This window comes from Bradyrhizobium sp. SBR1B (assembly GCF_014198205.1).
Taxonomy (GTDB): Bacteria; Pseudomonadota; Alphaproteobacteria; order Rhizobiales; family Xanthobacteraceae; genus Bradyrhizobium.
This window is the reverse complement of the sequence record NZ_JACIHC010000006.1, coordinates 1-22,043: the sequence shown is the minus strand read 5'-3', so window position 1 is coordinate 22,043 and position 22,043 is coordinate 1. Positions and strand designations below refer to the sequence as shown.

Genomic DNA, 22,043 nt, shown 5'->3' with positions numbered 1-22,043 from the left:
AAAATCTGAAAAGATCGAATGAATCGCCTTCAGGCCATGGAATTGTTCGTCAGCGCCGTCCGTGAAGGCAGCTTTTCCGCGGCCGGGCGCCGCGTCGGGCTCTCGCCGGCGTCGGTGTCGCGCTACGTGGGCGAGCTCGAGGCGCAGCTCGGCGTGCAGCTGCTGAACCGCAGCACGCGCCATCTCGGATTGACCGATGCCGGCAAGATCTTCTTCCAGCGCACCGAGCAGGTGCTGCACGGCATCGAAGATGCCGAAGCCGCGGCGCTTGCGCTTCAGACTGCACCGCGTGGAACCCTGCGGGTGCACTCGCGGACGCTGTTCGGCATCAAGGTGCTTTCGCCCCTGATACCGGGCTTTCAGAAGCTCTATCCGGAGCTGAAGGTGGAGCTGCGTCTGTCCGAGCGGCGTCCACAGCTTCGCGAAGATGAATTCGACGTCGACTTCCAGATCCAGGCGGCGAAGGACGCGGGCCTCATGCAGCGAAGGCTGCTGAGGAGCGAGCGGATTCTCGTGGCTTCACCGGACTATGTCGGCCGGATGCCGAAATTGCGAGAACCGGGGGACATCACCCGCCACAATTGCCTGACCTACTGGATGGGTCCCGACGACGTGGTCTGGAAGTTCATGCGCAAGAACCGGCTGCGCGAGATCGTCGTGCCTTCGTCCCTCAGTAGCAACAACGGCGTGGTGCTGTGCGATCACGCCGTTTCCGGGCACGGCATTGCCCTGCTGGACGACTACACCGTAGCGGAGGAGTTGAAGAGCGGGCGTCTGATCCGCCTGCTGCCGGGCTTCCGGGTGACGAACTCCACCTTCGATGAAGGCATTTACGCGACGTTTCTCCAGAGCAGCTATCTGCCGGAGAAGATCAGGGTGTTCGTGGACTACATGGCGGAGAACGTACCGAAGCAGGTCAAGCGATCGCAGTAATCGAGGTCGCGCTTAGCCCGAAGCAAACCTGTGCGCCGGCAGCCCGCGCACGCCGAGGCCTTCGATCGCGAACAGGCCGCCGGCATCCGGGTGATCGTCGGCGAGTGCGTGGCTGCGCGAGATCGATGTCACGTAGAGGACGTCGAGATCGGGTCCGCCGAAGGCGAGGCTGGTCGGGTGACGGATCGGCATGTCGATCGTCCGCACCATCGTCCCGTCAGGTGCAAACCGCGCGATCTTGCCGATGCGCACGAGGACGGACCAAAGATAGCCTTCCGAGTCGATCGTTCCACCGTCGCAACCCGACTGCTGCGCCTCCGTCTCGACGAAGACGCGCTTGTTCGCGAGGGGGCCCTCCGCCCTGTAGTCATAGGCCCAGATCATCCGTCTTGCGCTGTCGGCGAGATAGAATGTCCGGCCGTCCGGGCTGAAGCACGGTCCGTTGCTCACGGCAAGGTCGGTCTCCAGCAGTTCCACCGCGCCTGTTGCGTCCAGCCGGTAGAGACCGCCCAGCGGCGTCTCATCCTGGGCGCGGTCACTGTGCATCGTGCCTGCCAGGAAGCGACCATGGGGATCGGCCTTTCCGTCATTCAGCCGCAGCTTCGGGTGGTCCAGCCCGATCGACGGTCCCTCGATCAGTGTGCGCTTGTCGAAATCGTAACCGGCAAATCCGTGGCGCATGGCCAGCACCGCGCCGCCATCGTCTCGCAGGGCCATCGAACCGATCGGCGCAGGCACGCTGAACGCGTCCGCCGTCCCGGTGGCGGGATCGCGCATGCGGATCAATCCGGCCAGCGCGTCGATCCAGAAGAAGCGCTTGCGGCGCTCATCCCATACCGGGCTCTCGCCGAGTTGGTCCTTTGTCGCGCCGACGCGCATAATCCGGATTGCGCTCATGGTTCCTCTCGAAGGGGTCGCCGGGCTTGACCGATCGGTCTGTGAAAAACTAGTTTCATTCCAGGGTTCTCTGGTTGGCGCCGGGCCGCCGAATGGATTGCAGGCTTCATGACTGAACTGTCAACGATGAAGGACGGCGTTGCGAACCAGGCCGAGGCCTCCGACCGCGTGCTGCAGATTCTTGCCGAAGCCGGGCGGCTGTTCGCCAGCAAGGGATTCGAGGGAACGTCGATGCGCGATATCGCGCTCGCCTGCGGCATCTCCAAGTCGCTGCTCTACCACCATTTCGCCAACAAGGACGAGATCTACGCGCGCGTGGCGGTCGGCTCGACGCTCGAGCTCTATCTGTTCGTGCGCGATCGCATTCCCGACGGGGCGCCCTCGCAGAAGATCCGCGCGTTCATGGTCGCCACGGCCGAATACTTCCGGCGCTATCGTTGGGCCTGGATCGCCTCCACGACCGCCTTCTGGAACGATCCCGATCGCCACAGGCACAAGGAGCGGCTGACGCGCCGCGACCGTTTCGAGAATTTTCTCCGCGGCCTGATCCAGGAAGCCATCGATGCCGGCGAAATCCGCAAGGTCGACGTTCCCATGACCGGGCGGCTGATCCTGTCCTCGCTCAATTGGATGCATCGCTGGTACAACCCCAACAAGTCCGCGACCCCCGAGCAGATCGCGGAGATCTTCTTCGACATGATCTTCAATGGGCTACGAAGCGGCGAGCTGGTCGAGCTTCCCGGAGCGGTGCCACCCAAGGAGCCGCTCAAGACAGGCCGGCGCAAATCGCGCTGAGCGGCGGCTGGCGGCCGGGCCTCATTCCAACACGATGTTTTGCGCCTTGATCACCGGTCCCCAGAGCGCGGCATCCTTGGTCAGCTGCGCGTCGAGCCGGTCCGGTGCGCCGGTATCGGTGATCAGGCCGTCGGTCTCGAGCTGCTTTGCGATCTCGGGCTTCTGCATCGCGGCGTTGGCCGCCGCGTTCAGCCGCGCGGTCGCATCGCGCGGCGTGCCCGCAGGCGCGTGCAGCGCGGTCCAGAATGATGCCGTCAGGTCGGAATAGCCGGATTCGGCCAGGGTGGGGATCTCCGGGAAGCTGGCCATGCGTTTGTCCGAAGAGACCGCGAGGATGCGAAGCTGACCGCTGCGCGCGTGCTCGATGACTGCGGCGGGCGTTGCGAAATTGAGGTCGCATTCTCCCGACAGCGTTTCCATGATGGAGGCCGGATTGTTGCGATAGGCGACGTCGGTGACGGCAAATCCCATCGACTTGCTCATCATGATTCCGAACAGATGCGTGACGCTGCCCGGACCGAGGGTGGCGTAGAACAGCGGCTTGTCGCGCCCTTTGGCATAGGCGACGAAGCTCTTCACGTCGGCGACGGGCGTCCGCGCGTTGACGGTCAGCGACAGCGGGCCGTTGCAGAGCATGGCGACGGAGGCGAAATCCGCGAGCTTGTAGGGCAGGTTCTTGCGCAGCAGGACGTTCAGCGAAATCGGGCCGGTGCCGCCGGCCAAGAGAACCGATCCGTCCTTCGGCGCGCGCGCCACATATTGCGATCCGACGATGCCGTTGGCTCCGGGCTTGTTGTCGACCAGAACCGGTTGGTCCAGGTTTTCCGCCATCGCCTTCGCGATCGAGCGCATCAGGCTGTCGATGGAGCCGCCGGGCGCATAAGGCACAATGATGAAAACCGTCTGAGAGGAGCGCGCTCTCACGATGCCAGGTGCGGCAAGCGGAGCGGCGAGGGCGCCGGCGATCAGAGTTGCCGCCTGGCGTCGGCTGATCCTGGGCATGCGAGTCCTCCTCAAGGTCGTTCTTTGATTGCATGTGAATCTATCGGCTGACCGATCGGTCGGTCAATAGGACATCGGCAGGATATTGCCAGCTGCAACGTTCGGTGCTATCACCGCGAAAAGCTGACCGATCGGTCAGGAGATAACAAGCAAGACAAACCAGGCAAGCAGAAGCCCAGGAGGAAGCCATGTCAGGAGATATCGTCACCCTCGAAGTGTCCGACCACATCGCGCTGGTGACGCTGAATAGGCCTCCCGTGAATGCGCTCGATCGCGCGATGCGCGACCGCATCGTCGCCGTGTTCGACGAGATTTCCGAGCGCAGCGACGTCAGGGTCGCAATCCTGACCGGAGCCGGAAAGGTGTTCTGCAGCGGCGCGGATCTGAAGGATCGTCCGGATCCGACCAAGATCGGTGCGTTCCACAGCCACAACCGGATCACGCGCGAGACCGGCAATTGCATCCGCGAATGCTCAAAGCCCGTCATTGCGGCCATCAACGGCGTTGCGCTGGGGGCCGGCGTTGGCCTGATGGCCTCCTGCGACATCTTCTACGCCAGCGAAGAGGCCGTGTTCGGCATGCCCGAGATCAATGTGGGGCTCGCCGGCGGTGCGGCCATGCTGAACACCTTGTTCGGCCGCTCGCTGATGCGCCGCATGTTCTTCACCGGCTATCGCGTGCCGGCCGCCGAGCTTTACCGCCTCGGCATCATCGAGGCCTGCACGACCAAGGAAAACCTGATCCCCGAAGTGATGAAGCTCGCTCGGGAGATCGCGTCCAAGAGCCCGATCGCGATGGAATACGCCAAGAACGCGGCGAACATGGTCGAGCTGATGCCGCCGCGCGACGCTTATCGCTTCGAGCAGAACATCACCATGGCGCTGTCGAAGACGGAAGACGCCAAGGAAGCGCGGATGGCGTTCCTGGAGAAGCGCGCACCGGTGTTCAAGGGGCGCTGAGATGCGGCCGGGAGAAGGTCTCGACGCGCTGATGTCGCCGCGTTCGATCGTGATCATTGGCGCCTCGCAAGAGGCGACCAAGATCGGCGGCCGGCCGGTCGATCTGTTGCGTCGCCACGGCTACGCAGGCCGCATCTATCCGGTCAACCCGAAGGCCGCGATGGTGCAGGGCCTGAAGGCCTATGCTTCCGTTGCCGAGGTGCCGGAGGCGCCGGATCTCGCCATCATCGCGGTTGACGCGGAGCGCGCGGGCGAGGCCGTGGAGCAGTGCGCCGCGCGTGGCGTCCGCAGCGTCGTCGTGTTCTCGTCCGGTTTTGCCGAGCTCGGCCAGCAGGGCCGCGCGATGCAGGAGCGGCTGCGCGTCGCCGCGCGTAATGGCGGCATGCGCCTGCTGGGGCCGAACTGCCTCGGCGCGGTCAGCATCGCCGAGAAGAGCATCGCGACGTTTTCGATCGTGCTCGAGCACAGCATGCCGGTTGCCGGCTCGCTCGGAATCGTGTCGCAGAGCGGCAATCTCGGCAGCTACACCATGCGGCTCGCCAGCGAGCGCGGTGTCGGCGTCAGCCGCTTCATCACGACGGGCAACGAGTGCGACATCGACATCGCTGACGGCATCGCCTGGATGGCGCGTGATCCCGCCACCAAGGTCATCCTGTGCTGCCTCGAAGCCTGCCGTGACGCCGGCCGCCTGATCTCGGCGCTGGAAGAGGCGCGTGATGCCGGCAAGCCCGTCATCGCGATGAAGATCGGGACATCGGCGGCTGGGCAGGCCGCCGCGGCGTCGCACACCGGAGCGATGGCGGGGGCGGACGCCGTATTCGACGCACTGTTCGGCCGTTGTGGTGCGGTGCGCGTCCGCAGCGTCGACGAACTCATCGATCTCGGTCATGCCGCATCGATCCTGCTGCCGGATCGGCTGCCGAAGGGGCCGGGCGTCGCGATCCTCACGGCGTCGGGCGGTTTCGGCGTGCTGCTCGCGGATGCGGCACAGGCGGTTGGGCTGACCTTGCCGGAACTCGGACAGGAGACGCAGCGGCAGATTCTTGAGCTGGTGCCGTTCGCGTCGGCCCGCAACCCGGTCGACGCCACGGCGCAGATGTCGAGCCGTCCGGATCTCCTGGAAAGGATCATGTCCGCGGTCGTGGCGGACGAGAGCGCTGATGCGGTGATCCTGCCGTTGCCGTTCTCGCTGCACCTGCCGCGCCTGCGATCCATCTATATGGACACGCTGCGCAACATCCGCGCGCAGTTTCCGCACCGTCCCGTCATCCTGTGTGTCGACGGCCCTGAGGATGCGCTGACCGAGCTGCACGCACTGGGCTTTCCGACGGTGGAAAGCTTCGACGGCTGCTGCGCAACCATCGCTGCACTGGTGCGATTGCAGGCGGTGTCGAAGCACCCGCAGGAGGCGCCCGCGGCGGTCGAGCGAGCACGACCGCTTGTAACCGATGCGTTCCGCCACGAACTCGGAGCCAAGCGCGCGCTGGCCGAGGCCGGCGTTCCTGTCCTTGCCGAGCGTCTCGTGCAGGATGTCGATGCGGCGGCGCGTGCCGCCACCGAGATCGGCTATCCCGTGGTGCTCAAGATTGCCTCGCCCGATCTGCCGCACAAGACCGAGGCCGGTGGTGTGGTCTTAGGCCTGGGCTCGGAAGCCGAGGTCCGGCGGGCCTTTGCCCAGATGCGCGATCGCGTCGCCACCAGGGCGCCGCATGCAACGATTGATGGTGTGATCGTGGCGCCAATGGCCAAGGGCGTCGCCGAGCTCATCCTGGGCAGCCGCATCGATCCCGTCTTCGGACCGGTGGTGATGGTCGGCCTCGGCGGGATCTTCGCGGAAATCCTGCAGGACTCCGCCGTAGAGATGGCGCCGGTCAGCGAGACGCAGGCCATGGCGATGCTGAAATCGCTCAAGGCGTTCGCGGTGCTCGACGGCGCGCGCGGCCGGCCGCGGGCCGACCTCGCAGCTGCGGCCTCGGCCGTTGCCGCGTTGTCGCGTTTTGCCGCCGCGCATGTCGATGAGATCGCCGAGATCGACGTCAACCCGCTGCTGCTACGGGCGGAGGGCGAGGGGGCCGTGGCGCTCGATGCGCTGCTGATCCCGCACGGAGAGCGGCCGGTCCCACACTGAATCTAAACGAAGAGAACCGGCAGAAGCCGGTCCAGAGGAAGCGCGTCAAAGCAGGAGGAAACGGTGAAGAGATCGACGATCACTGCGCTCGGCATGATTGCCTTGCTGCTCACGAATGCGCCGCTGTCCGCACAGGGCATCTCCGGCGACGTCGTCAAGATCGGCATCATGAACGACCAGAACGGCCCCTATGCGGACAATTGCGGCCTCGGCTCGGTCGCCGCGGCGAAGCTCGCGGTTGGCGACTTTGGCGGAACGCTCAATGGCAAGAAGATCGAGCTCGTGATCGCTGACGACCAGAACAAGCCCGATATCGGCGTCGCCATCGCGCTGCGCTGGGTCGACAATGAAGGTGTCGACGCCATTGTCGGCTGCTCGGCGTCGTCGATCGCGCTGGCCGTGCAGGATATCATGAAGAACCGCAAGAAGCCTTATCTTCTGGCCGGCACCGCGGGCTCGTTCTTCACCAACGACAAATGCTCGCCGATGACCACGCAGTGGGTGGTTGATACCTATGCCCAGCCGAAGGCCACCGTGAAAGCCCTGCTCGCGCAAGGGATCGACAGCTGGTTTTTCCTGACGGTGGATTATGCCTTCGGCAAGGCCTGGCAGGCGGATGCAACCAAGTTCATCGAAGCGGGCGGCGGCAAGGTGGTGGGCTCGGTGCTGCATCCGCTCAACTCGTCGGATCTCTCCTCGTTCCTGCTGACGGCACAGGCCAGCGGCGCCAAGGCGATTGCGCTCGCCAATTCGGGCGCGGATTTCGCCAATGCGATCAAGCAGGCGCAGGAGTTCGGGCTGACCAAATCGCAACTGCTTGTTCCGCTCGGCCTCATGATCAGCCAGACGCATGGAATTGGTCTCAAGGATCTTCAGAACGTGCGGCTGACGACGCCGTTCTACTGGGACATGACGCCGGAGAGCCGGGCCTTTGCCAAGCGCTATGCCGAGGCGACGAATGGTCAGCTTCTCAACGAGGGCAAGGCCGCCACCTACAGCGCCATCACGCATTATCTGAAGGCGGTCGCTGCCGCCAGTTCCGACGACGGCGACGCCGTGATGCGGCAAATGAAGAACACGCCGATCAACGATTTCGAAATGAAGAATGTCAGCATCAGGGCTGACGGCCAGGTCATGCGACCGCTCCATGTCGCGCGCATCAAGGCTCCGGCGGAATCCAAATACACCTACGACTATTACGACATCACAGGCACGATCGCGCCCGAGGATGCATGGCGGCCGGCATCGGAAAGCGCCTGCGATCTTCTCAAGTCGCAGTGAAGGATAGGCGGCCGGGCAGGACATGTCGGCGGATATGACGAAAGCAGGAAGCGTGCGATGAGTGTGGTTGAAGCGGTATCGATGCAAGCCGTCGTGGTGGAGAACCTGACGGGTGAAGCCTATCGCGGCGCGATGCGTCGCTGGCTGCAAGGCAATCTGCCCGCCAGTTTCCGCAGCGACAGCGCCGCATTCGCATCGCCCACACTTCAGCAGTCCATTGCCTGGGAGTCGGCGATGTACCGCGCCGGGCTGACGGGCATTACCTGGCCGCAGGCCTATGGCGGGCACGGCCGCTCCTTGCGTGAGCACCTGATCGCCAATCAGGAGATCGGTGCGCTCGCGATGCCCGAAAGCGTCAACTCGATCGGCAAGGAGCTTGCCGGTCCCATCATTCTCGCAGTTGGGACCGAAGAGCAGAAGCAGCGTTTCCTGCCTGCGATCCTCGACATGCGCAACATCTGGTGTCAGGGTTTTTCCGAGCCCGAAGCCGGCTCCGACCTGGCGGGGCTCCGCACCCGCGCCACCCGGGACGGTGACGCCTGGCGCATCACCGGCCAGAAAATCTGGACCAGCGGCGCATACCGGGCTCAACGCTGTCTCGTGCTCGCCCGCACCGGGCCGCTGGAGGACCGCCATCGCGGCCTTGCGATGTTCGCGGTGCCGCTCGATGCGAAGGGCGTGCGGGTGCGGACAATCAAGTCGATCGATGGCCGCGAGAGCTTCTGCGAGGTCTTCTTCGACGAGGTCGAGGTGGCCCAGACCGATGCGATCGGCGCGCCCGACGAGGGCTGGGCCGCGGCGATCCGCGTGCTGGAGATCGAGCGTGCGACCAACCGCATGTATCGCGCCTGGCGCTTCGAGAACGAGCTGCGCCATCTGATTTCGGCCTGCAAGGCGGACGCTGCGCTGTCGCAGATGGTCGATGATCATCACTACGCGGTCAGGCTGGGCGAGGTCGCGGTCGAGATCGAGGTGCTGAAAGCGCATGTCGAGACCGCCGTCGAGGCGCTCGTCAACGGTGACAAGATCGGCGCGCGGGGCAGCCTTGCGAAGCTCTATTGGAGCGAATCGCATCAGCGCTTTGCCGCGCTCGCCCTGGAGCTGCTCCAGCAGGCCATGTTGCCGCAGCTCGCGGCGATCAAGGTGGCGCGGCGGCGGTTCGAGGCGATCTATCTGCAGGCCCGCGCAGAAACGATCTACGCCGGCACGACCGAGATACAGCTCGGCATCATCGCCGATCGGATCCTCCAGCTCTCGCGAGGCAAGTGATGATCGTGGCCGGTGAAGGACTTCAGCCCGCCGAATTCGCCGCAACCGCGACGCGTGCGGTCGTCGCCTGTGCGGGGCAGGAGATGCGGGCGCAGGCGCGCAATCTCGCCGGTGACGGACTGCTCGGCATCATCGCGGACGAGGAGGTCGGGGGACTTGCCCTTCCGCTCGGCTTCGCGGTGCCGGTGATCGCGGCCGCCCATTCCGGACTGCTCGGCTTTCCGCTGCTCGAGACGCTCTTTGCCGGCCGCCTGCTCCAGCAGTCGCTGCCGCATCTCGCCACCGCGATCGTCTCGGGCGAGACGTTGGTGTCCATCGCGTGGCAGGGCGAGGCTGTCGCCGAGCGGGAAGGGGAAGCTGTCGTGCTGAGCGGCTGGGTTGCGCGAGCCCCCTGCGCGGACAAGGTCGACTATCTGTTGGCCCGGATCGGCGAAGGTGCTGCGGCCTTGGTCAGAATCGATGCCGAAGGCGTTGTGGTGGAAGACGCGGCAGGCCTCGACCTGACTGTGCCGGAACACGCGGTGCGTCTCCAGAGGGTCCGCATTCCCATCGACTCGATCCTGCCGGCGAACACATGGGATATGCTCAGCTCAGACGCCAACGTACTGCGTGCCGCGGCCATCCTGGGATCTGCCGAGGCCTGCCTGTCGCTGGCGCAGGAGCATGCGTCGACGCGCCGGCAGTTCGGTCACGCTCTGTCCTACAATCAAGCCATTCGTCATGCGCTGGCGCGACAGAAGCTGGGACTGGAGAGCATTCGTCATGCGATCACGCGAAGCCTGTCCGAGGGGAGTGGTTCCGTTCAGCGCGATGCGGCGTTCCTGGCCGCGGCAACCTATGGCAGCTCGATCAGCGAAGGCGCGCTGCAGATCCATGGCGGTATGGGCTTCACCTGGGACATTCCGGTGCATCGTCATTTGCGCCGGATCCGCACGCTGCAAGCGCAGGGCGATGCCAGCGGCCTGATCAGCGCATTTGGCCGCCGTTACGTATCGGAAATTGCTCCGTTCACTGAGGCAGGAGCATGAAGGAGATGACCATGACCGAGACCAGGGATCAGACGCTCGCGGGCCGCGTTGCACTCGTCACCGGTGCCGGAAACGGCATCGGCCGTGCGACTGCGCTCAAATTGGCCTCACGCGGCGCGATTGTCGGCGTCAATGATCTGAAGCCGGAATTCGTGAACGGCACGGTCGATGCGATCAAGGCCTCCGGCGGCGAGGCGTTGGCCGTTACGCAGGACGTGTCCAGTCGCGACGGCATGCGGCAGGCGGTGCTTGGAGTGGCGGAGCGGCAGGGACGGTTCGACATCCTCGTCAACAACGCAGCCTGGGTCCGTTATCAATCGGTCGCCGACATCGCGCCGGAGACCGTCGAGCGCATGCTCAATATCGGCTTCAAGTCGGTGATGTGGGGTATCCAGGCGGCCGCGGAAGTCATGGATGCCGAACGTGGCGGCGCGATCGTCAACGTCGCTTCGGTGGCCGGTCTGCTTTCGGCCAAGAACAGCATCGTCTACAGCGGCATCAAGGCCGGCGTCATGGGCATCACACGCGCAGCCGCGGCGGAGCTCGGGGAGCGCAACATCCGTGTCAACGCAGTGGCGCCCTCGGCGATTCCGACCGAGGGAACCATGCGCAACCGCAACGCCGAGCTCGATGCGCGCCGGATCGCGCGAACGCCGCTGGGGCGGCTCGGCACGGTCGACGACATCGCCAAGGCGATCTGTTTCCTCGCCGGCGACGACAGCGGATTCATCTCGGCACAGGTGCTCACCGTCGACGGCGGGATCACCCTCACCAACATTGCCTGACGGTGCGATCGCCATGTCCAGTCTGACGCCGGAACAGCAGGTCCTGAAAGAGGCCTATATCAAGGCGCGCGGCTATTGGCGGCCCTGGACGGAAGGCCTGCTGCGCCTCGATCCCGAATTTCTTCAGACCTATGGCAAGTATGCGGGCTACGCCGCGGAGAAGGGGCCGCTGTCGCCCAAGATGCGGGAGCTGATCTACGTCGCGCTCGATGGCTCAGCGACGCATCTGTTCCGCTCAGGGCTCGCACTGCACCTCCGCCTCGCGCTTCAGGAGGGAGCGTCGGCGCGGGAGATCGTCGATGTATTCCGTCTCGCAACGGCCCAGGGGCTCGACGGCTGCAACGTCGGCGTCGGCATTCTCGCGGAAGAACTGGCAAGCGCGGGCCTGGAGGTCGATCAAGGCGAGCTCTCCGACGAGCAGAGGGTGCTGCGGGATGCCTATGTCGCGCGGTTCGGCGATTGGCCTGACTTCTGCGAGCAGTGGCTGCGACGTGATCCCGGCTATTTTGCCCTCTTGTTCGATCTCCTCGCGGGCGGAGCGGCCGGGGAGGGCCTCGACCAGCGGTCGCAATGTCTGATCTCGATCGCATTGAACGCCTGCTTCACAGCGCTCAACCCGCAAGGGCTGCGTGTGCAGATCAAACGGGCCCTGCGGCTCGGCATCGGCCAGCGAGAGATGCTTCAGGTTCTCCAGATGACCGCGCATCTAGGCGTTCATGCCTGCGCCATCGGCATGCCGGTTCTGATGGAAGCCCTCGATGAGCGTTCGTCGATGGCCGGCACAAGCGGGGAAGGGCCGGGCGAGGGAGAGCGAGCATGAAGGGATTGGCGATCCGCAATCACAGGGCCTTCGCGTCCGGCGCCCTGTTCCTCGCCTTTGCAATCTTCTTCTTCGTGGCGGCGCTCGGCTACCCCGCGGGCACGGTCGCGCGAATGGGGCCGGGCTATTTCCCGCGCCTGCTCGCGATCGTGCTCGCTGCCATCGGCCTCGTCGTGATTCTCAGTGCCATGAAGCCCGCCGCGGAACGGCAGCTGCTGCGCAAATGGGATTTCAAGGGGCTCGCCTGGGTGACCGGGTCCGTGGTCCTGTTCGCAGCCTTGCTGTTTCCGCTCGGTCTGGTCGGCGCCTTGTTCGTGCTGATCATGGTGTCGAGCCGGGCCAGCTCAGAGTTCACCTGGACAGGCGCGCTGGCGAATGCGGCGGTGCTGATTGCGCTGTGTCTTGCCGTCTTCGTCTACGGTCTCGGGTTGCAGCTGCCCGTCTGGCCGTCCCTTCTCAACTGAACGGGCCGATCGATGGATCTCGTCCACAATCTGGCGATCGGCTTTGCGACCGCCGCCCAGCCCGCCAACCTGCTCTACGCCTTCTTCGGATGTCTGCTCGGGACCTTGATCGGCGTGCTTCCCGGCCTCGGCCCGCTCGCAACCATCGCGATGTTGCTGCCGATCACCTATGCGCTGCCGCCGGACGCCGCGCTGATCATGCTCGCCGGAATCTATTACGGCGCGCAATACGGCGGCTCGACCACTGCCATCGTCGTCAATTTGCCCGGCGAGTCCTCCTCTGTGGTGACCACGATCGATGGCTACCAGATGGCGAAGCAGGGCCGCGCCGGCGTCGCGCTCGCCACCGCTGCCATCGGCTCGTTTTTTGCAGGATGCGTGGCCACGCTCGCGCTGGCCGCCCTTGCAGGCCCGCTGACCGCGACGGCGCTGCTGTTTGGCCCAAAGGAATTCTTTGCGCTCATGATCCTGGGGCTGATCCTCGCCTCGGTGCTGTCGAGCGGCCCGTTCATCGAGGGCATCGGCATGGTCGTGCTCGGCATGCTCCTCAGCCTCGTCGGCACCGATCTGAACAGCGGCAGCCAGCGCTTTGCCTTCGGCATTCCCCAGCTGTTCGACGGTCTCGATTTCGTGCCGTTGGCGATGGGCATCTTCGGCTTTGCCGAGATCGTCAAGAATCTCGAGCAGGACGACAAGCTGTCGCTGGTCACCCAGAAGATCACCAATCTGTTTCCGACCCGCGACGACTTCCGCCGCATGGTGCCGGCGATGCTGCGCGGTACGGCCCTGGGCACGTTGCTGGGCGTCCTGCCCGGCGGCGGTGCGGTGCTCTCGTCCTTTGCGTCCTATACGCTCGAGAAGAAGCTGTCGCGGCATCCCGAGCAGTTCGGCAAAGGAGCCATCGAAGGCGTTGCAGGGCCTGAATCGGCGAATAACGCAGGCGCGCAGACCTCGTTCATTCCGCTGCTGACGCTCGGCGTTCCCTCCAACGTCGTGATGGCCCTGATGGTCGGCGCCATGAACATCCACAACATCCACCCGGGCCCGGAGGTGATGACGAAGAACCCGACCCTGTTCTGGGGCCTCATCGTCTCGATGTGGGTCGGCAATCTGATGCTGCTGATCCTCAATCTTCCGCTCGTCGGGCTGTGGGTGAAGCTGCTCACCATTCCTTACCGATATCTGTTTCCGGCGATCATGGTGTTCTGTTCGATCGGCGTCTATTCCATCAACAGCGGAACATTCGAGGTCTACGAGGCCGCAATGTTCTGCGTGTTCGGCTACGTCCTGATCAAGCTGCAATTGCCGGCGGCGCCGCTGCTGCTGGGGCTGGTTCTGGGCCCTGCCATCGAGGAGAATTTTCGCCGTGCCATGGTGCTGTCGCGCGGCGACGTCACCGTGCTGCTCACATCGCCGCTCTCGGCGAGCCTCCTGGCCGCGGCCGCCATCGCGATTATCCTGATCATGCTACCCACGATCCGGGCGCGGCGCGAGGAGGCGCTGCAGGAATGAGATGAGGGCACCAGCCGGATCCACCAGCTCAACATCGCGCGTCTCACAACCAGAATGTCGCAACGCTCGGCAATTTTCGCCGACCTGAGCAGCCCCGTCAGTCCTGTCGCGACCCCAGACGTATCGGCATTGCAGCCACCATCAGCCGGATCATGATCTCGCTGAGATCGAGCGCGTCAGCGGCAGATGTCGTCGCAATAAAGGCCACAGCAACGAAGTGATGGCGCCGAAGCATTCCTGACGACCGCACTCCCGGCGAATCTTCCTGCGGCATTTTGACCGCACCGATCTGCAATCATCGAAAGCGCATTTGAATCGTTCCAGACATTCTCCTCCCGGTTGGCGATGATCGAGGCATTCTAAGTCGCGCGCACGCATTTGCGTTGCCGTCACAATGGCGTCTTTTTAAAGAGGCGATGCAGATCGCTGACATTCGAATGTTGCCGCCAAGACGAAGGCAGCAAACGCGCGTGCGCGTCTGCAGAGCAACTGATTGACGGGCCATGCATGCCGGCCGAGCTCGGATACGAAGAGCTGCTCTTCGATCCATGGTCGTTGCTGGCCAGACGCGGAAGCCGCTTCACGGCGGGCTGCGCACTATTGATGAAGGACTTTCTGGAATGCGACGTGCGGGTGGGGATAAGACGGTAGCTCGCTTCGGTGCGGCGCTGCTGGGTGGTGTGGCGTGGTTGACGTGGTTCGAATCGCCTGCTCAATCCCAAACGTCCCAGGGCGGTAATTCCCTTCCGCCCGTGACTGTCGAAGCCCCGACGCAACAGTCGGTTCGCCGTGCGCCAACCAGGCGAAACGACGCGCGGGTCCGATCGACCTCACGGCGCGCCCCGCAAGCCCCGACGGTCGCAGTGCAATCGCAACCGGCTGTCGTCCCGCCATTTGCCGGCGGGCAGGTCGCTCAAGGCGCACGACTGGGGATGCTCGGAAATACCAACACCATGAAGTCACCGTTCAGCGTGACGAGCTACACGGACAAGCTCATTCGGGATCAGCAGGCGGCAACGGGTGCGGATGCCCTGATCCTCGATCCCTCCGTGCGAAGTTCCCATCCGACCGGCGGTATCGTCGATTCCTTCAACATACGCGGCTTTCCGATCAACGAAGGCAATAACGGCGAGTTCGCCTTCGAGGGCCTTTACGGAATCGCGCCGACATATCGGATCTTCACGGACTACGTCGAGCGCATCGAAGTGCTCAAGGGTCCCTCGGCCGCGCTCTCGGGCATGGCGCCCAATGGCGGCGTTGGCGGCGTCATCAATGTCGTGCCCAAGCGCGCGGAAGAGGATTTGACCCGCTTGACCGCGAGCTACGGCTCGACCGCACGTTTCGGCGGTCACTGGGATGTTGCGAGGCGCTACGGCGATGGCAAGGAATGGGGCGTACGCGCCAGCGGAAGCGTCCGCGGCGGCGACACGCCCATCGACCGCCAGTCCGAGACGACAGGTGTCGGATCGCTGGCGCTCGACTATCAAGGCGAACGGTTCAGATCCTGGCTCTATCTCATCGCCCAGACCGATCGGTTCGACGCGCCGTCACGTCCCTTTCTGATGGCTCCCGGCCTGCAGGTGCCGAAGGCGCCGGACGGCAAGCTGAACGTGACCCAGCCCTGGGAATGGTCGCGCATCAACGACCAGTCCGCCTTGCTGCGGACCGAGTACGATCTCACCGAGCAGGTCACGCTGTTCGCGGACGTCGGCGGCTCCAAGACCAACGTCGAGCGGTTCTTCGGTCTTCCGACCATCGTCAGCACGAGCGGCAATACGACCTCAACGCCCCAGTACTTCGGCCTCAGCATCGATCGAACTACATATGATGGCGGTGTTCGCGCCCGCTTCGATACCGGCTTCGTCCACCATGCAGTCGCCTTCCAGGCCTCGGTCTATCACGACGCGCTGCACCGGCGGCTCACCAATGGCAGTCTGGTCACCTCGAACATCTACAGTCCCACTGTCGCGCCGACGCAGTTCGCGAACGAGATCAGCGACCGCCCCCGGCTCTCGGACAGCGAGCTTACCGGGCTCTCGATTGCCGACACCTTGTCCGTGCTCGATGAGCGCGTCCTGCTGACTTTGGGCGTCCGGCGCCAGGGCATTGAGGCGCACAACTACCTCTCCAACGTCGGGACACTGACGTCGTCCTATGACAAGAGCGCGGTCACCCCTGTGGTCGGCCTCGTCGTCCGGCCCGTGGATAATATTTCCCTGTACGCGAACTACGTCGAAGGTCTCGCCCGGGGCGACGTGGCTCCTCAGAACGCGTCCAACTTTGGCGAAGTGCTGCAGCCTTACGTCGCCAAGCAGTACGAGGCCGGCATCAAAGTGGATTTTGGCCGGGTTGCAACCACCTTCAGCGCTTTCGAGATATCGAAGGCGAGCGGCGAGCTGTCCGCCGGGCGCTTCGCGGCGACAGGCGAGCAACGAGTCCGCGGGCTCGAATTCAACGTATCCGGCGAGCTCACGCCGGATGTTCGTATCCTCGGAGGCGTTTCGCTGCTGGACGGCACCCTGACCAAGACCGCCGTCGCGGCCAATGTGGGCAACACACCGATCGGCGTTCCGAACATACAGGCCAATATCGGCGCGGAGTGGGACCTCCCGTGGATGAGAGGGCTCACCGTGAATGGAGCCGTGATCTACACGGGCAGGCAGTTCGTCGACGCCGCGAACAAGCAGCCGATTCCCGAGTGGACGCGGCTCGACCTCGGCGCTCGCTACACCACCGCGATCAACGGCAAGAAGACGGTTTTCCGCGCAAACATCCAGAACGTGACCGGTGAGAGTTACTGGTCCAGCGTGGCTTCGTTCGGAACGTTCTTCCTGGGAGCACCGCGCACATATCTCCTGTCGATGACCGTGGACATGTGATCGTTGCGCATTTCGCTTGCGTGAAACGCAGCCCAGCATTCCGCTCCGGCGCCGTGATGCGCCGGACTAGAAAAGTCTCCATTGAATCAACGAGGTGACTTCCGTCTCGGTGAGCCCTTTCGGCCGCCAGGCCGAAAAGTGGCGCGGCTCTTGCTCTTGCCAGTATGAGGGTTCTTGATAAACGTCATACTGCGGGATCAGGTGGATGGAGCAGGCGGTGAGGCGGACTTCGCGGGTGGTCGAGCCCGGAACGGTGGTGTTGTTCGGGGGGCTGATCGCCGCCAACATCGCCGCATGGGCCTGGGCCTTCGCGCTGTTCGGCGATCGGCCGACGGTGCTGGCGACTGCGCTGCTGGCCTGGGTGTTCGGTCTGCGCCACGCCGTCGATGCCGACCACATCGCCGCCATCGACAACGTCGTGCGCAAGCAGATGCAGACGGGTGGCGCGCCGCGCAGCGTCGGCCTCTATTTTGCGCTCGGCCATTCCACCGTAGTCGTGGTCGCGACCATATTGCTCGCGCTCGGCGTGGTGAGCCTTGGCGGCGACAGCCTGCTCAAGGAGATCGGGGGCCTCATCGGCACGTCGGTGTCGGCGCTGTTCCTGCTCGTGATCGCGGCCATCAATCTCGTCATCTTCGCCGGCCTGTGGCGGACGTTTCGCGCGGCGCGGGAGCAGGGGGTTCACGACGCCGAGGGTCTTGAGACGATGCTCGCCAACCGCGGCTTCCTCGCGCGACTGCTCGGACCGCTGTTCCGCCTGGTCACAAAACCCTGGCACATGTATCCGCTCGGCTTCCTGTTCGGGCTGGGCTTCGACACGGCGACCGAGATCGGCCTGCTCAGCATCTCAGCAACCGAAGCCGCGCGCGGCGCGTCAATCGCCGACGTGCTGGTTTTCCCTGCACTGTTCGCGTCGGGCATGGCGCTGGTCGACACCGCCGACTCCGCGCTGATGGTGAGCGCCTATCGATGGGCCTTCGTCGATCCCTTGCGAAAGCTCTGGTACAACCTCACGATCACCGGCGCCTCCGTGGCGGTCGCGCTGTTCATCGGCGGTATCGAGGCGCTCGGGCTGATCGCCGACCGGCTCGACTTGTCCGGAGGGATGTGGACGCTGGTCGAGGGCCTCAACGAGTCGCTCGCCAATGTCGGCTTTGCCGTGATCGCGCTGTTTGCAATCGCCTGGCTCGTCTCGGTCGTGCTCTATCGCCGCATCTTTGCGGACGGCCGGCACCGGGCCGCGACGAAAGCTCTGGCATGCGCCGATGCAACCGAAGCGGCATGAGCCCTTTCGTGGCGGCGGCGCGCTGACGACACTCTCGGTCCTGGTGCTGCTCGCGGATGATGGCCGCGCTTTGGCGCAGGGCGAGAGCACCTCACGCGAGCTGCCGGCAATCCAGGTCGGCCGCGGCGAGACGGCGGGGCGCAAGAAGCCGGTCGCATCGCGCCGGGCCGGCAAGCCGTCCCCGGCCGACCACCGCATCCCCGCGTATCCGGCAGCGGCGCAAGCGTCGGATGTGCGCAGCGTCGCCTCGGGTGCAAAGGGTCAGCTTGGCATGGCCAGCGAGATCTCCGTCGCGGGCGAGGAGATCAATGCACGCCCTTTCACGCGGCCGGGCGAAGCGCTCGAAGCCGTGCCGGGTCTCATCGTGACGCAGCATTCCGGCGAGGGCAAAGCCAACCAGTATTTCCTGCGCGGCTATAATCTCGACCACGGTACCGACCTTGCCATCACTGTCGACGGCGTCCCCGTGAACATGCGCACCCACGCGCACGGCCAGGGCTATGCCGATCTCAACTGGCTGATCCCGGAAACCATCGCCGCAGTGGACGCGCGCAAGGGGCCGTACTTCGCCGACGAAGGCGATTTCGCTTCGGCCGGCAGCGTCCATATCGGTCTGATCGACCGCACCAGGGGAATAGCGCAGGTGACCGCCGGCAGCTTCGGCTATCGCCGTCTGCTCGGCATGGACTCCGCGAAGGTCGGTGACGGCTCCTTGCTCGTGGCCGGCGAGATCGGGACCTACAACGGCCCGTGGGACAACCCGGACAATGTGCGAAAGCTCAACGGCCTCGTGCGCTACAGCCAGGGCACCGCGACCGACGGCGTCTCCGTCACCGGCATGGCTTACGCCAACAAATGGAATTCGACGGACCAGGTCCCGCAGCGCGCGATCGCATCCGGCTTTCTCGATCGCTTCGGCTCGGAAGATCCAAGCGACGGCGGCAACACCAACCGTTTCGCGCTCTCGGGCCGCATCGCGCAGAGCGACGACCTCGGCTCCTGGCAAGCCAACGCCTATGTCGTGAAGAGCCAGCTCGACCTCTTCAACAATTTCACCTACTTCCTCAGCGATCCCGTGCTCGGCGACCAGTTCCACCAGCACGACGATCGCCTGATGGCGGGCGCCAACATCTCGCGCACGCTGAACGGCTCGTTGGCGGGCTTGCCGATGCAGACCACCTTTGGCCTGCAGTCGCGCTATGATGCGATCGATCTCGCGCTCACCAACACTTTCCAGCGCGGCTTCCTCGCCAACATTCGCAGCGACAAGGTCGGCGAGGGCAGCGTCGGCGTCTATGCCGAAAACACAGTGAGATGGACCGATTGGCTCAGGACGACGGTGGGATGGCGCGGCGACTATTATGCCGCCGACGTCACCTCGCGGTTCAATGCCAACAACTCCGGCCGCACCGACGCCGCGCTCGGCAGCCCGAAATTCAGGATGGTGCTCGGCCCGTTCAACCAGACCGAATTCTTCTTCGGCGCCGGCTACGGCATGCACTCCAACGACGCCCGCGGCGCGACCACGACGGAGGATCCCAGCGATCCCGCGACGAGGCTGACGCCATCGCCGCTCCTGGTGCGCACCAGGGGTGCAGAGGTCGGCGTGCGCAGCAGGATCGTTCCCGGCCTCGACACCTCGCTCAGCGTCCTCATGCTGGATCAGGATTCCGAGATCCTGTTCTCCGGCGATGCCGGGGACACGTCGGCAACCCGCGCCAGCCGCCGCTACGGCTTCGAATGGACCAACCACTACCGGCCCAGATCCTGGATCGACATCGATGCCGATCTCGCAATGACTCATGCACGCTTCCGCGGCTATGACAGCGAGCAGGCGGACGTCTATGCCTCGCTCGCCGGCTATCCCGAGGCGCAGATCGGTAACGCGCCCGGCAACTACATTCCGAACGCGCCGGCGATGGTGGCATCGGCAGGCGTCACGCTGGGCGAGAGGACCGGCTGGTTCGGAACCTTGCGCTGGCGCTATCTGGCGTCGAGCCCGCTGACGGAGGACAACGCATTCCGTTCCTCTGCGACCAGCATTTTCAACGGCCGCCTTGGCTATCGCATCGACAATGGCTGGCACCTTCAGCTCGACGTGCTGAACCTCTTCAACACGAGGGCGAACCAGATCAGCTATGCCTATGGCTCCCTGCTCAAGACCGATACGCTTTACAACCTCTGCATATCGGGCACTGCGCCAACTTCAGTCTGTCAGAACGGCGTGATGGACTACGTGCTGCACCCCGTGGAGCCGTTGACGTTCCGTCTTACCATCGCCGGGACGTTCTAGGTCGCGGCAGGCCATGGGCCGCGAGAGTCTCCGCGCGAAAAAATGGTCCCGCAACGCGCGATGCGTTGCAGGCGAGGTGTGTTGTGGTAGTGAACGGCGAGGTTGGCGACACATCGCGGCCTGAAAGCCCAGCAGGGGGACCGTCGATGAACCGTGACCTCGATCTCGCCGACTTCGAACTGCACCCGCAGCGTGGTGCGGTGCTGGCCGAGGTGCATGCCCGCCCATTCACCCGGCTGACAGCGCCGGTCACGGTGCTGCGCTTTGCCTTTCTCGGCCAGGGCGAGGTCGCTGAGGCGGACCGGCAGAGCTTCGTGGCATTCTGCATGTCGCACGGCCAGGCGCCGCCGGACGCCGGAACCAAGCATCATCAGGTGATGATCGGTGACACCCAGCTCCGCTGGGAGCAACACTCGGAGTTCAGCACCTTCACCTGGATCCTGAGCAGCCCGCAGACGCCCGCGCGCCGGTTCGGCGAGATCGGTGAAGAGTCGGCCGCGTTGATCCGGTCTCTGCGCCAATCCGGCCAATTGCTGGTCGCCGTCAAGCTCGAGGTCGAGCAGACTTCGGCGGCGCTGGAGCGTGCGCAGCAGCTGTTCGAGAGAGGCAGTCTCGCCATTGCCGCGGTCCGCAGCGGACCTGCCGTCGTCGCATCCGACTTTCGCACGGACGATCAGGGCTTCGTCCGCATTCTCGTTTGCAACGACGGCCTCTCGCCCGGCCGGCTCGGTGCCCTCGTGCAGCGTGTGCTGGAGATCGAGACCTATCGCACGCTGGCGCTGCTCGGTCTGCCCGCCGCGCTTGAGCTTGCGCCCGCTGTCGATCATATCGGTAGGCGGCTCGTCGAAGTGCTCGAGGAGATGCAGGGCGCCGAGGATCTCAAGCTCAACAATCATCTCCTGACGGAACTGACCGCATTGGCGGCTTCGCTGGAAAGGGGAGCTGCCGGCAGCTCGTTTCGGTTCGGCGCCAGCCGCGCCTACAACGACATCGTGCAGGCGCGCCTCGCCGTGATCGAAGGCGGCGAGATCGCGGGCTATCCGACCTGGTCCTCCTTCCTCGCCCGCCGCATGGCACCTGCGATGCGCACCTGCGCGACGATGGAGGACCGGCAGGCCGATCTGTCGATCAAGCTCGCGCGCGCGGCCGATCTGTTGCGCACACGCGTCGATGTCGAGCTCGAGGAGCAGAATCGCGATCTGCTGCGCTCGATGGATGAGCGCACCCGATTGCAATTGAGGCTACAGAGCACGGTCGAAGGCTTGTCGGTGGCGGCCATCGGCTATTACGTCGTCAGCCTGTTCGGCTACCTCGCCAAGGGTGCCCATGACGGCGGCCTGCATGTCGAGCCTTCGCTTGCAACCGCGATCTTCGTGCCGGTCGCCGTGGCGGTGGTCTGGATCGTCACCCGCAATATCCGCAGGCGGCACTTGAAGCACGACGAAATGTCCGGCGCTCACGACTGAGGGCGCAAACGAGAGCCCTTGCGCTCCCGCGCTGTCCGGCTCGATGTCGCTGAACAGGTTCCGCGCGTCTGCGCCCATCGCTGTGCCGCGACCCGCGCCGATCCCGGATGTCGCTACGCTCATCCGGGCTCCGGGGCCGAGCCTGTGTCGCCCTCTGTCAATCCGCTTCGCTAAAAATATTCCACTTTACCGAAATTCGGTTTCGGCGTATGTGTCGTCCATCCCGGCTCACCCAAGAGGGGCGACT

Annotated in this window: 18 protein-coding genes; 15 read left to right on the top strand and 3 right to left on the bottom strand. The window is 64.6% G+C overall.

The window, feature by feature from the left end; genetic code table 11:
* The first annotated feature begins 18 nt into the window (after positions 1-18).
* A complete protein-coding gene (locus tag GGD61_RS17435) occupies positions 19-933 on the top strand; it encodes a LysR family transcriptional regulator (protein ID WP_092256050.1) in 915 nt (304 codons plus the stop codon).
* A gap of 12 nt (positions 934-945) precedes the next feature.
* Here the strand turns inward: GGD61_RS17435 and GGD61_RS17430 are convergent, their stop codons facing one another.
* Complete coding sequence (locus GGD61_RS17430; RefSeq protein ID WP_092256047.1) at positions 946-1,830, bottom strand: SMP-30/gluconolactonase/LRE family protein; 885 nt, start codon at positions 1,828-1,830, stop codon at positions 946-948.
* A gap of 108 nt (positions 1,831-1,938) precedes the next feature.
* Here GGD61_RS17430 and GGD61_RS17425 point away from each other — a divergent pair, with 108 nt between their 5' ends.
* A complete protein-coding gene (locus tag GGD61_RS17425) occupies positions 1,939-2,625 on the top strand; it encodes a TetR/AcrR family transcriptional regulator (protein ID WP_026201583.1) in 687 nt (228 codons plus the stop codon).
* A 21-nt stretch (positions 2,626-2,646) separates the two neighbouring features.
* Here the strand turns inward: GGD61_RS17425 and GGD61_RS17420 are convergent, their stop codons facing one another.
* On the bottom strand, positions 2,647-3,627 hold the full coding sequence (locus GGD61_RS17420; RefSeq protein WP_177237086.1) for a tripartite tricarboxylate transporter substrate binding protein: 981 nt from the start codon (positions 3,625-3,627) through the stop codon (positions 2,647-2,649).
* Between the two features lie 188 nt (positions 3,628-3,815).
* Between GGD61_RS17420 and GGD61_RS17415 the strand changes: the two genes are divergently transcribed.
* The 9 genes from GGD61_RS17415 (at position 3,816) to GGD61_RS17375 (ending at position 13,873) form a co-directional block, all read left to right on the top strand.
* The gene (locus GGD61_RS17415; RefSeq protein ID WP_092256041.1) at positions 3,816-4,586 is read left to right on the top strand and encodes an enoyl-CoA hydratase/isomerase family protein; all 771 of its coding nucleotides are present in this window, start codon (positions 3,816-3,818) and stop codon (positions 4,584-4,586) included.
* 1 nt (position 4,587) lies between these two features.
* Positions 4,588-6,714, top strand: coding sequence for an acetate--CoA ligase family protein (locus GGD61_RS17410; RefSeq protein ID WP_092256037.1), 2,127 nt, complete (start codon positions 4,588-4,590; stop codon positions 6,712-6,714).
* Positions 6,715-6,777: 63 nt separating this feature from the next.
* Positions 6,778-7,995, top strand: coding sequence for an ABC transporter substrate-binding protein (locus GGD61_RS17405; protein WP_092256035.1), 1,218 nt, complete (start codon positions 6,778-6,780; stop codon positions 7,993-7,995).
* A 57-nt stretch (positions 7,996-8,052) separates the two neighbouring features.
* A complete protein-coding gene (locus GGD61_RS17400; protein WP_092256032.1) occupies positions 8,053-9,264 on the top strand; it encodes an acyl-CoA dehydrogenase in 1,212 nt (403 codons plus the stop codon).
* Entirely contained in the window at positions 9,264-10,292 is a 1,029-nt protein-coding gene (locus tag GGD61_RS17395) for an acyl-CoA dehydrogenase family protein (protein WP_092256030.1), read from the top strand. The genes GGD61_RS17400 and GGD61_RS17395 overlap by 1 nt, the downstream gene beginning before the upstream one ends.
* An 11-nt stretch (positions 10,293-10,303) precedes the next feature.
* Complete coding sequence (locus GGD61_RS17390; protein WP_026201585.1) at positions 10,304-11,077, top strand: SDR family NAD(P)-dependent oxidoreductase; 774 nt, start codon at positions 10,304-10,306, stop codon at positions 11,075-11,077.
* 13 nt (positions 11,078-11,090) lie between these two features.
* A complete protein-coding gene (locus GGD61_RS17385; protein ID WP_092256027.1) occupies positions 11,091-11,897 on the top strand; it encodes a carboxymuconolactone decarboxylase family protein in 807 nt (268 codons plus the stop codon).
* Positions 11,894-12,361: a tripartite tricarboxylate transporter TctB family protein gene (locus GGD61_RS17380; RefSeq protein WP_092256024.1), complete on the top strand. Its 468-nt coding sequence runs from the start codon at positions 11,894-11,896 to the stop codon at positions 12,359-12,361. The genes GGD61_RS17385 and GGD61_RS17380 overlap by 4 nt, the downstream gene beginning before the upstream one ends.
* A gap of 12 nt (positions 12,362-12,373) precedes the next feature.
* Positions 12,374-13,873 (top strand): tripartite tricarboxylate transporter permease, encoded by a 1,500-nt coding sequence (locus tag GGD61_RS17375; RefSeq protein WP_092256021.1) that lies wholly within the window; start codon positions 12,374-12,376, stop codon positions 13,871-13,873.
* A 97-nt stretch (positions 13,874-13,970) separates the two neighbouring features.
* Here the strand turns inward: GGD61_RS17375 and GGD61_RS40225 are convergent, their stop codons facing one another.
* On the bottom strand, positions 13,971-14,147 hold the full coding sequence (locus GGD61_RS40225; RefSeq protein WP_210311099.1) for a hypothetical protein: 177 nt from the start codon (positions 14,145-14,147) through the stop codon (positions 13,971-13,973).
* A gap of 679 nt (positions 14,148-14,826) precedes the next feature.
* Between GGD61_RS40225 and GGD61_RS17370 the strand changes: the two genes are divergently transcribed.
* From GGD61_RS17370 to GGD61_RS17355, 4 genes are all read left to right on the top strand, one after another.
* A complete protein-coding gene (locus GGD61_RS17370; RefSeq protein WP_244550650.1) occupies positions 14,827-16,752 on the top strand; it encodes a TonB-dependent siderophore receptor in 1,926 nt (641 codons plus the stop codon).
* A 205-nt stretch (positions 16,753-16,957) separates the two neighbouring features.
* Entirely contained in the window at positions 16,958-18,037 is a 1,080-nt protein-coding gene (locus tag GGD61_RS17365) for a HoxN/HupN/NixA family nickel/cobalt transporter (protein WP_092256012.1), read from the top strand.
* Positions 18,018-20,330 carry a TonB-dependent receptor gene (locus GGD61_RS17360; RefSeq protein ID WP_183230937.1) on the top strand — a complete coding sequence of 771 codons (2,313 nt, stop codon included), beginning with the start codon at positions 18,018-18,020 and terminating at the stop codon, positions 20,328-20,330. The genes GGD61_RS17365 and GGD61_RS17360 overlap by 20 nt, the downstream gene beginning before the upstream one ends.
* A gap of 146 nt (positions 20,331-20,476) precedes the next feature.
* Positions 20,477-21,796 (top strand): DUF3422 domain-containing protein, encoded by a 1,320-nt coding sequence (locus GGD61_RS17355; protein ID WP_018316040.1) that lies wholly within the window; start codon positions 20,477-20,479, stop codon positions 21,794-21,796.
* The last annotated feature ends 247 nt before the right edge of the window (positions 21,797-22,043 follow it).

Excerpts from the sequence above, each read along its gene's own strand:
- GGD61_RS17365 (WP_092256012.1), top strand. The coding sequence starts at position 16,958 with ATGGAGCAGGCGGTGAGGCGGACTTCGCGGGTGGTCGAGCCCGGAACG.
- GGD61_RS17370 (WP_244550650.1), top strand. The coding sequence starts at position 14,827 with ATGAAGTCACCGTTCAGCGTGACGAGCTACACGGACAAGCTCATTCGG.
- GGD61_RS17435 (WP_092256050.1), top strand. The coding sequence starts at position 19 with ATGAATCGCCTTCAGGCCATGGAATTGTTCGTCAGCGCCGTCCGTGAA.
- GGD61_RS17425 (WP_026201583.1), top strand. The coding sequence starts at position 1,939 with ATGACTGAACTGTCAACGATGAAGGACGGCGTTGCGAACCAGGCCGAG.
- GGD61_RS40225 (WP_210311099.1), bottom strand. The coding sequence starts at position 14,147 with ATGCCGCAGGAAGATTCGCCGGGAGTGCGGTCGTCAGGAATGCTTCGG.
- GGD61_RS17355 (WP_018316040.1), top strand. The coding sequence starts at position 20,477 with ATGAACCGTGACCTCGATCTCGCCGACTTCGAACTGCACCCGCAGCGT.
- GGD61_RS17385 (WP_092256027.1), top strand. The coding sequence starts at position 11,091 with ATGTCCAGTCTGACGCCGGAACAGCAGGTCCTGAAAGAGGCCTATATC.
- GGD61_RS17395 (WP_092256030.1), top strand. The coding sequence starts at position 9,264 with ATGATCGTGGCCGGTGAAGGACTTCAGCCCGCCGAATTCGCCGCAACC.
- GGD61_RS17360 (WP_183230937.1), top strand. The coding sequence starts at position 18,018 with ATGCAACCGAAGCGGCATGAGCCCTTTCGTGGCGGCGGCGCGCTGACG.
- GGD61_RS17420 (WP_177237086.1), bottom strand. The coding sequence starts at position 3,627 with ATGCCCAGGATCAGCCGACGCCAGGCGGCAACTCTGATCGCCGGCGCC.
- GGD61_RS17375 (WP_092256021.1), top strand. The coding sequence starts at position 12,374 with ATGGATCTCGTCCACAATCTGGCGATCGGCTTTGCGACCGCCGCCCAG.
- GGD61_RS17410 (WP_092256037.1), top strand. The coding sequence starts at position 4,588 with ATGCGGCCGGGAGAAGGTCTCGACGCGCTGATGTCGCCGCGTTCGATC.
- GGD61_RS17380 (WP_092256024.1), top strand. The coding sequence starts at position 11,894 with ATGAAGGGATTGGCGATCCGCAATCACAGGGCCTTCGCGTCCGGCGCC.
- GGD61_RS17415 (WP_092256041.1), top strand. The coding sequence starts at position 3,816 with ATGTCAGGAGATATCGTCACCCTCGAAGTGTCCGACCACATCGCGCTG.
- GGD61_RS17400 (WP_092256032.1), top strand. The coding sequence starts at position 8,053 with ATGAGTGTGGTTGAAGCGGTATCGATGCAAGCCGTCGTGGTGGAGAAC.
- GGD61_RS17430 (WP_092256047.1), bottom strand. The coding sequence starts at position 1,830 with ATGAGCGCAATCCGGATTATGCGCGTCGGCGCGACAAAGGACCAACTC.
- GGD61_RS17390 (WP_026201585.1), top strand. The coding sequence starts at position 10,304 with ATGACCGAGACCAGGGATCAGACGCTCGCGGGCCGCGTTGCACTCGTC.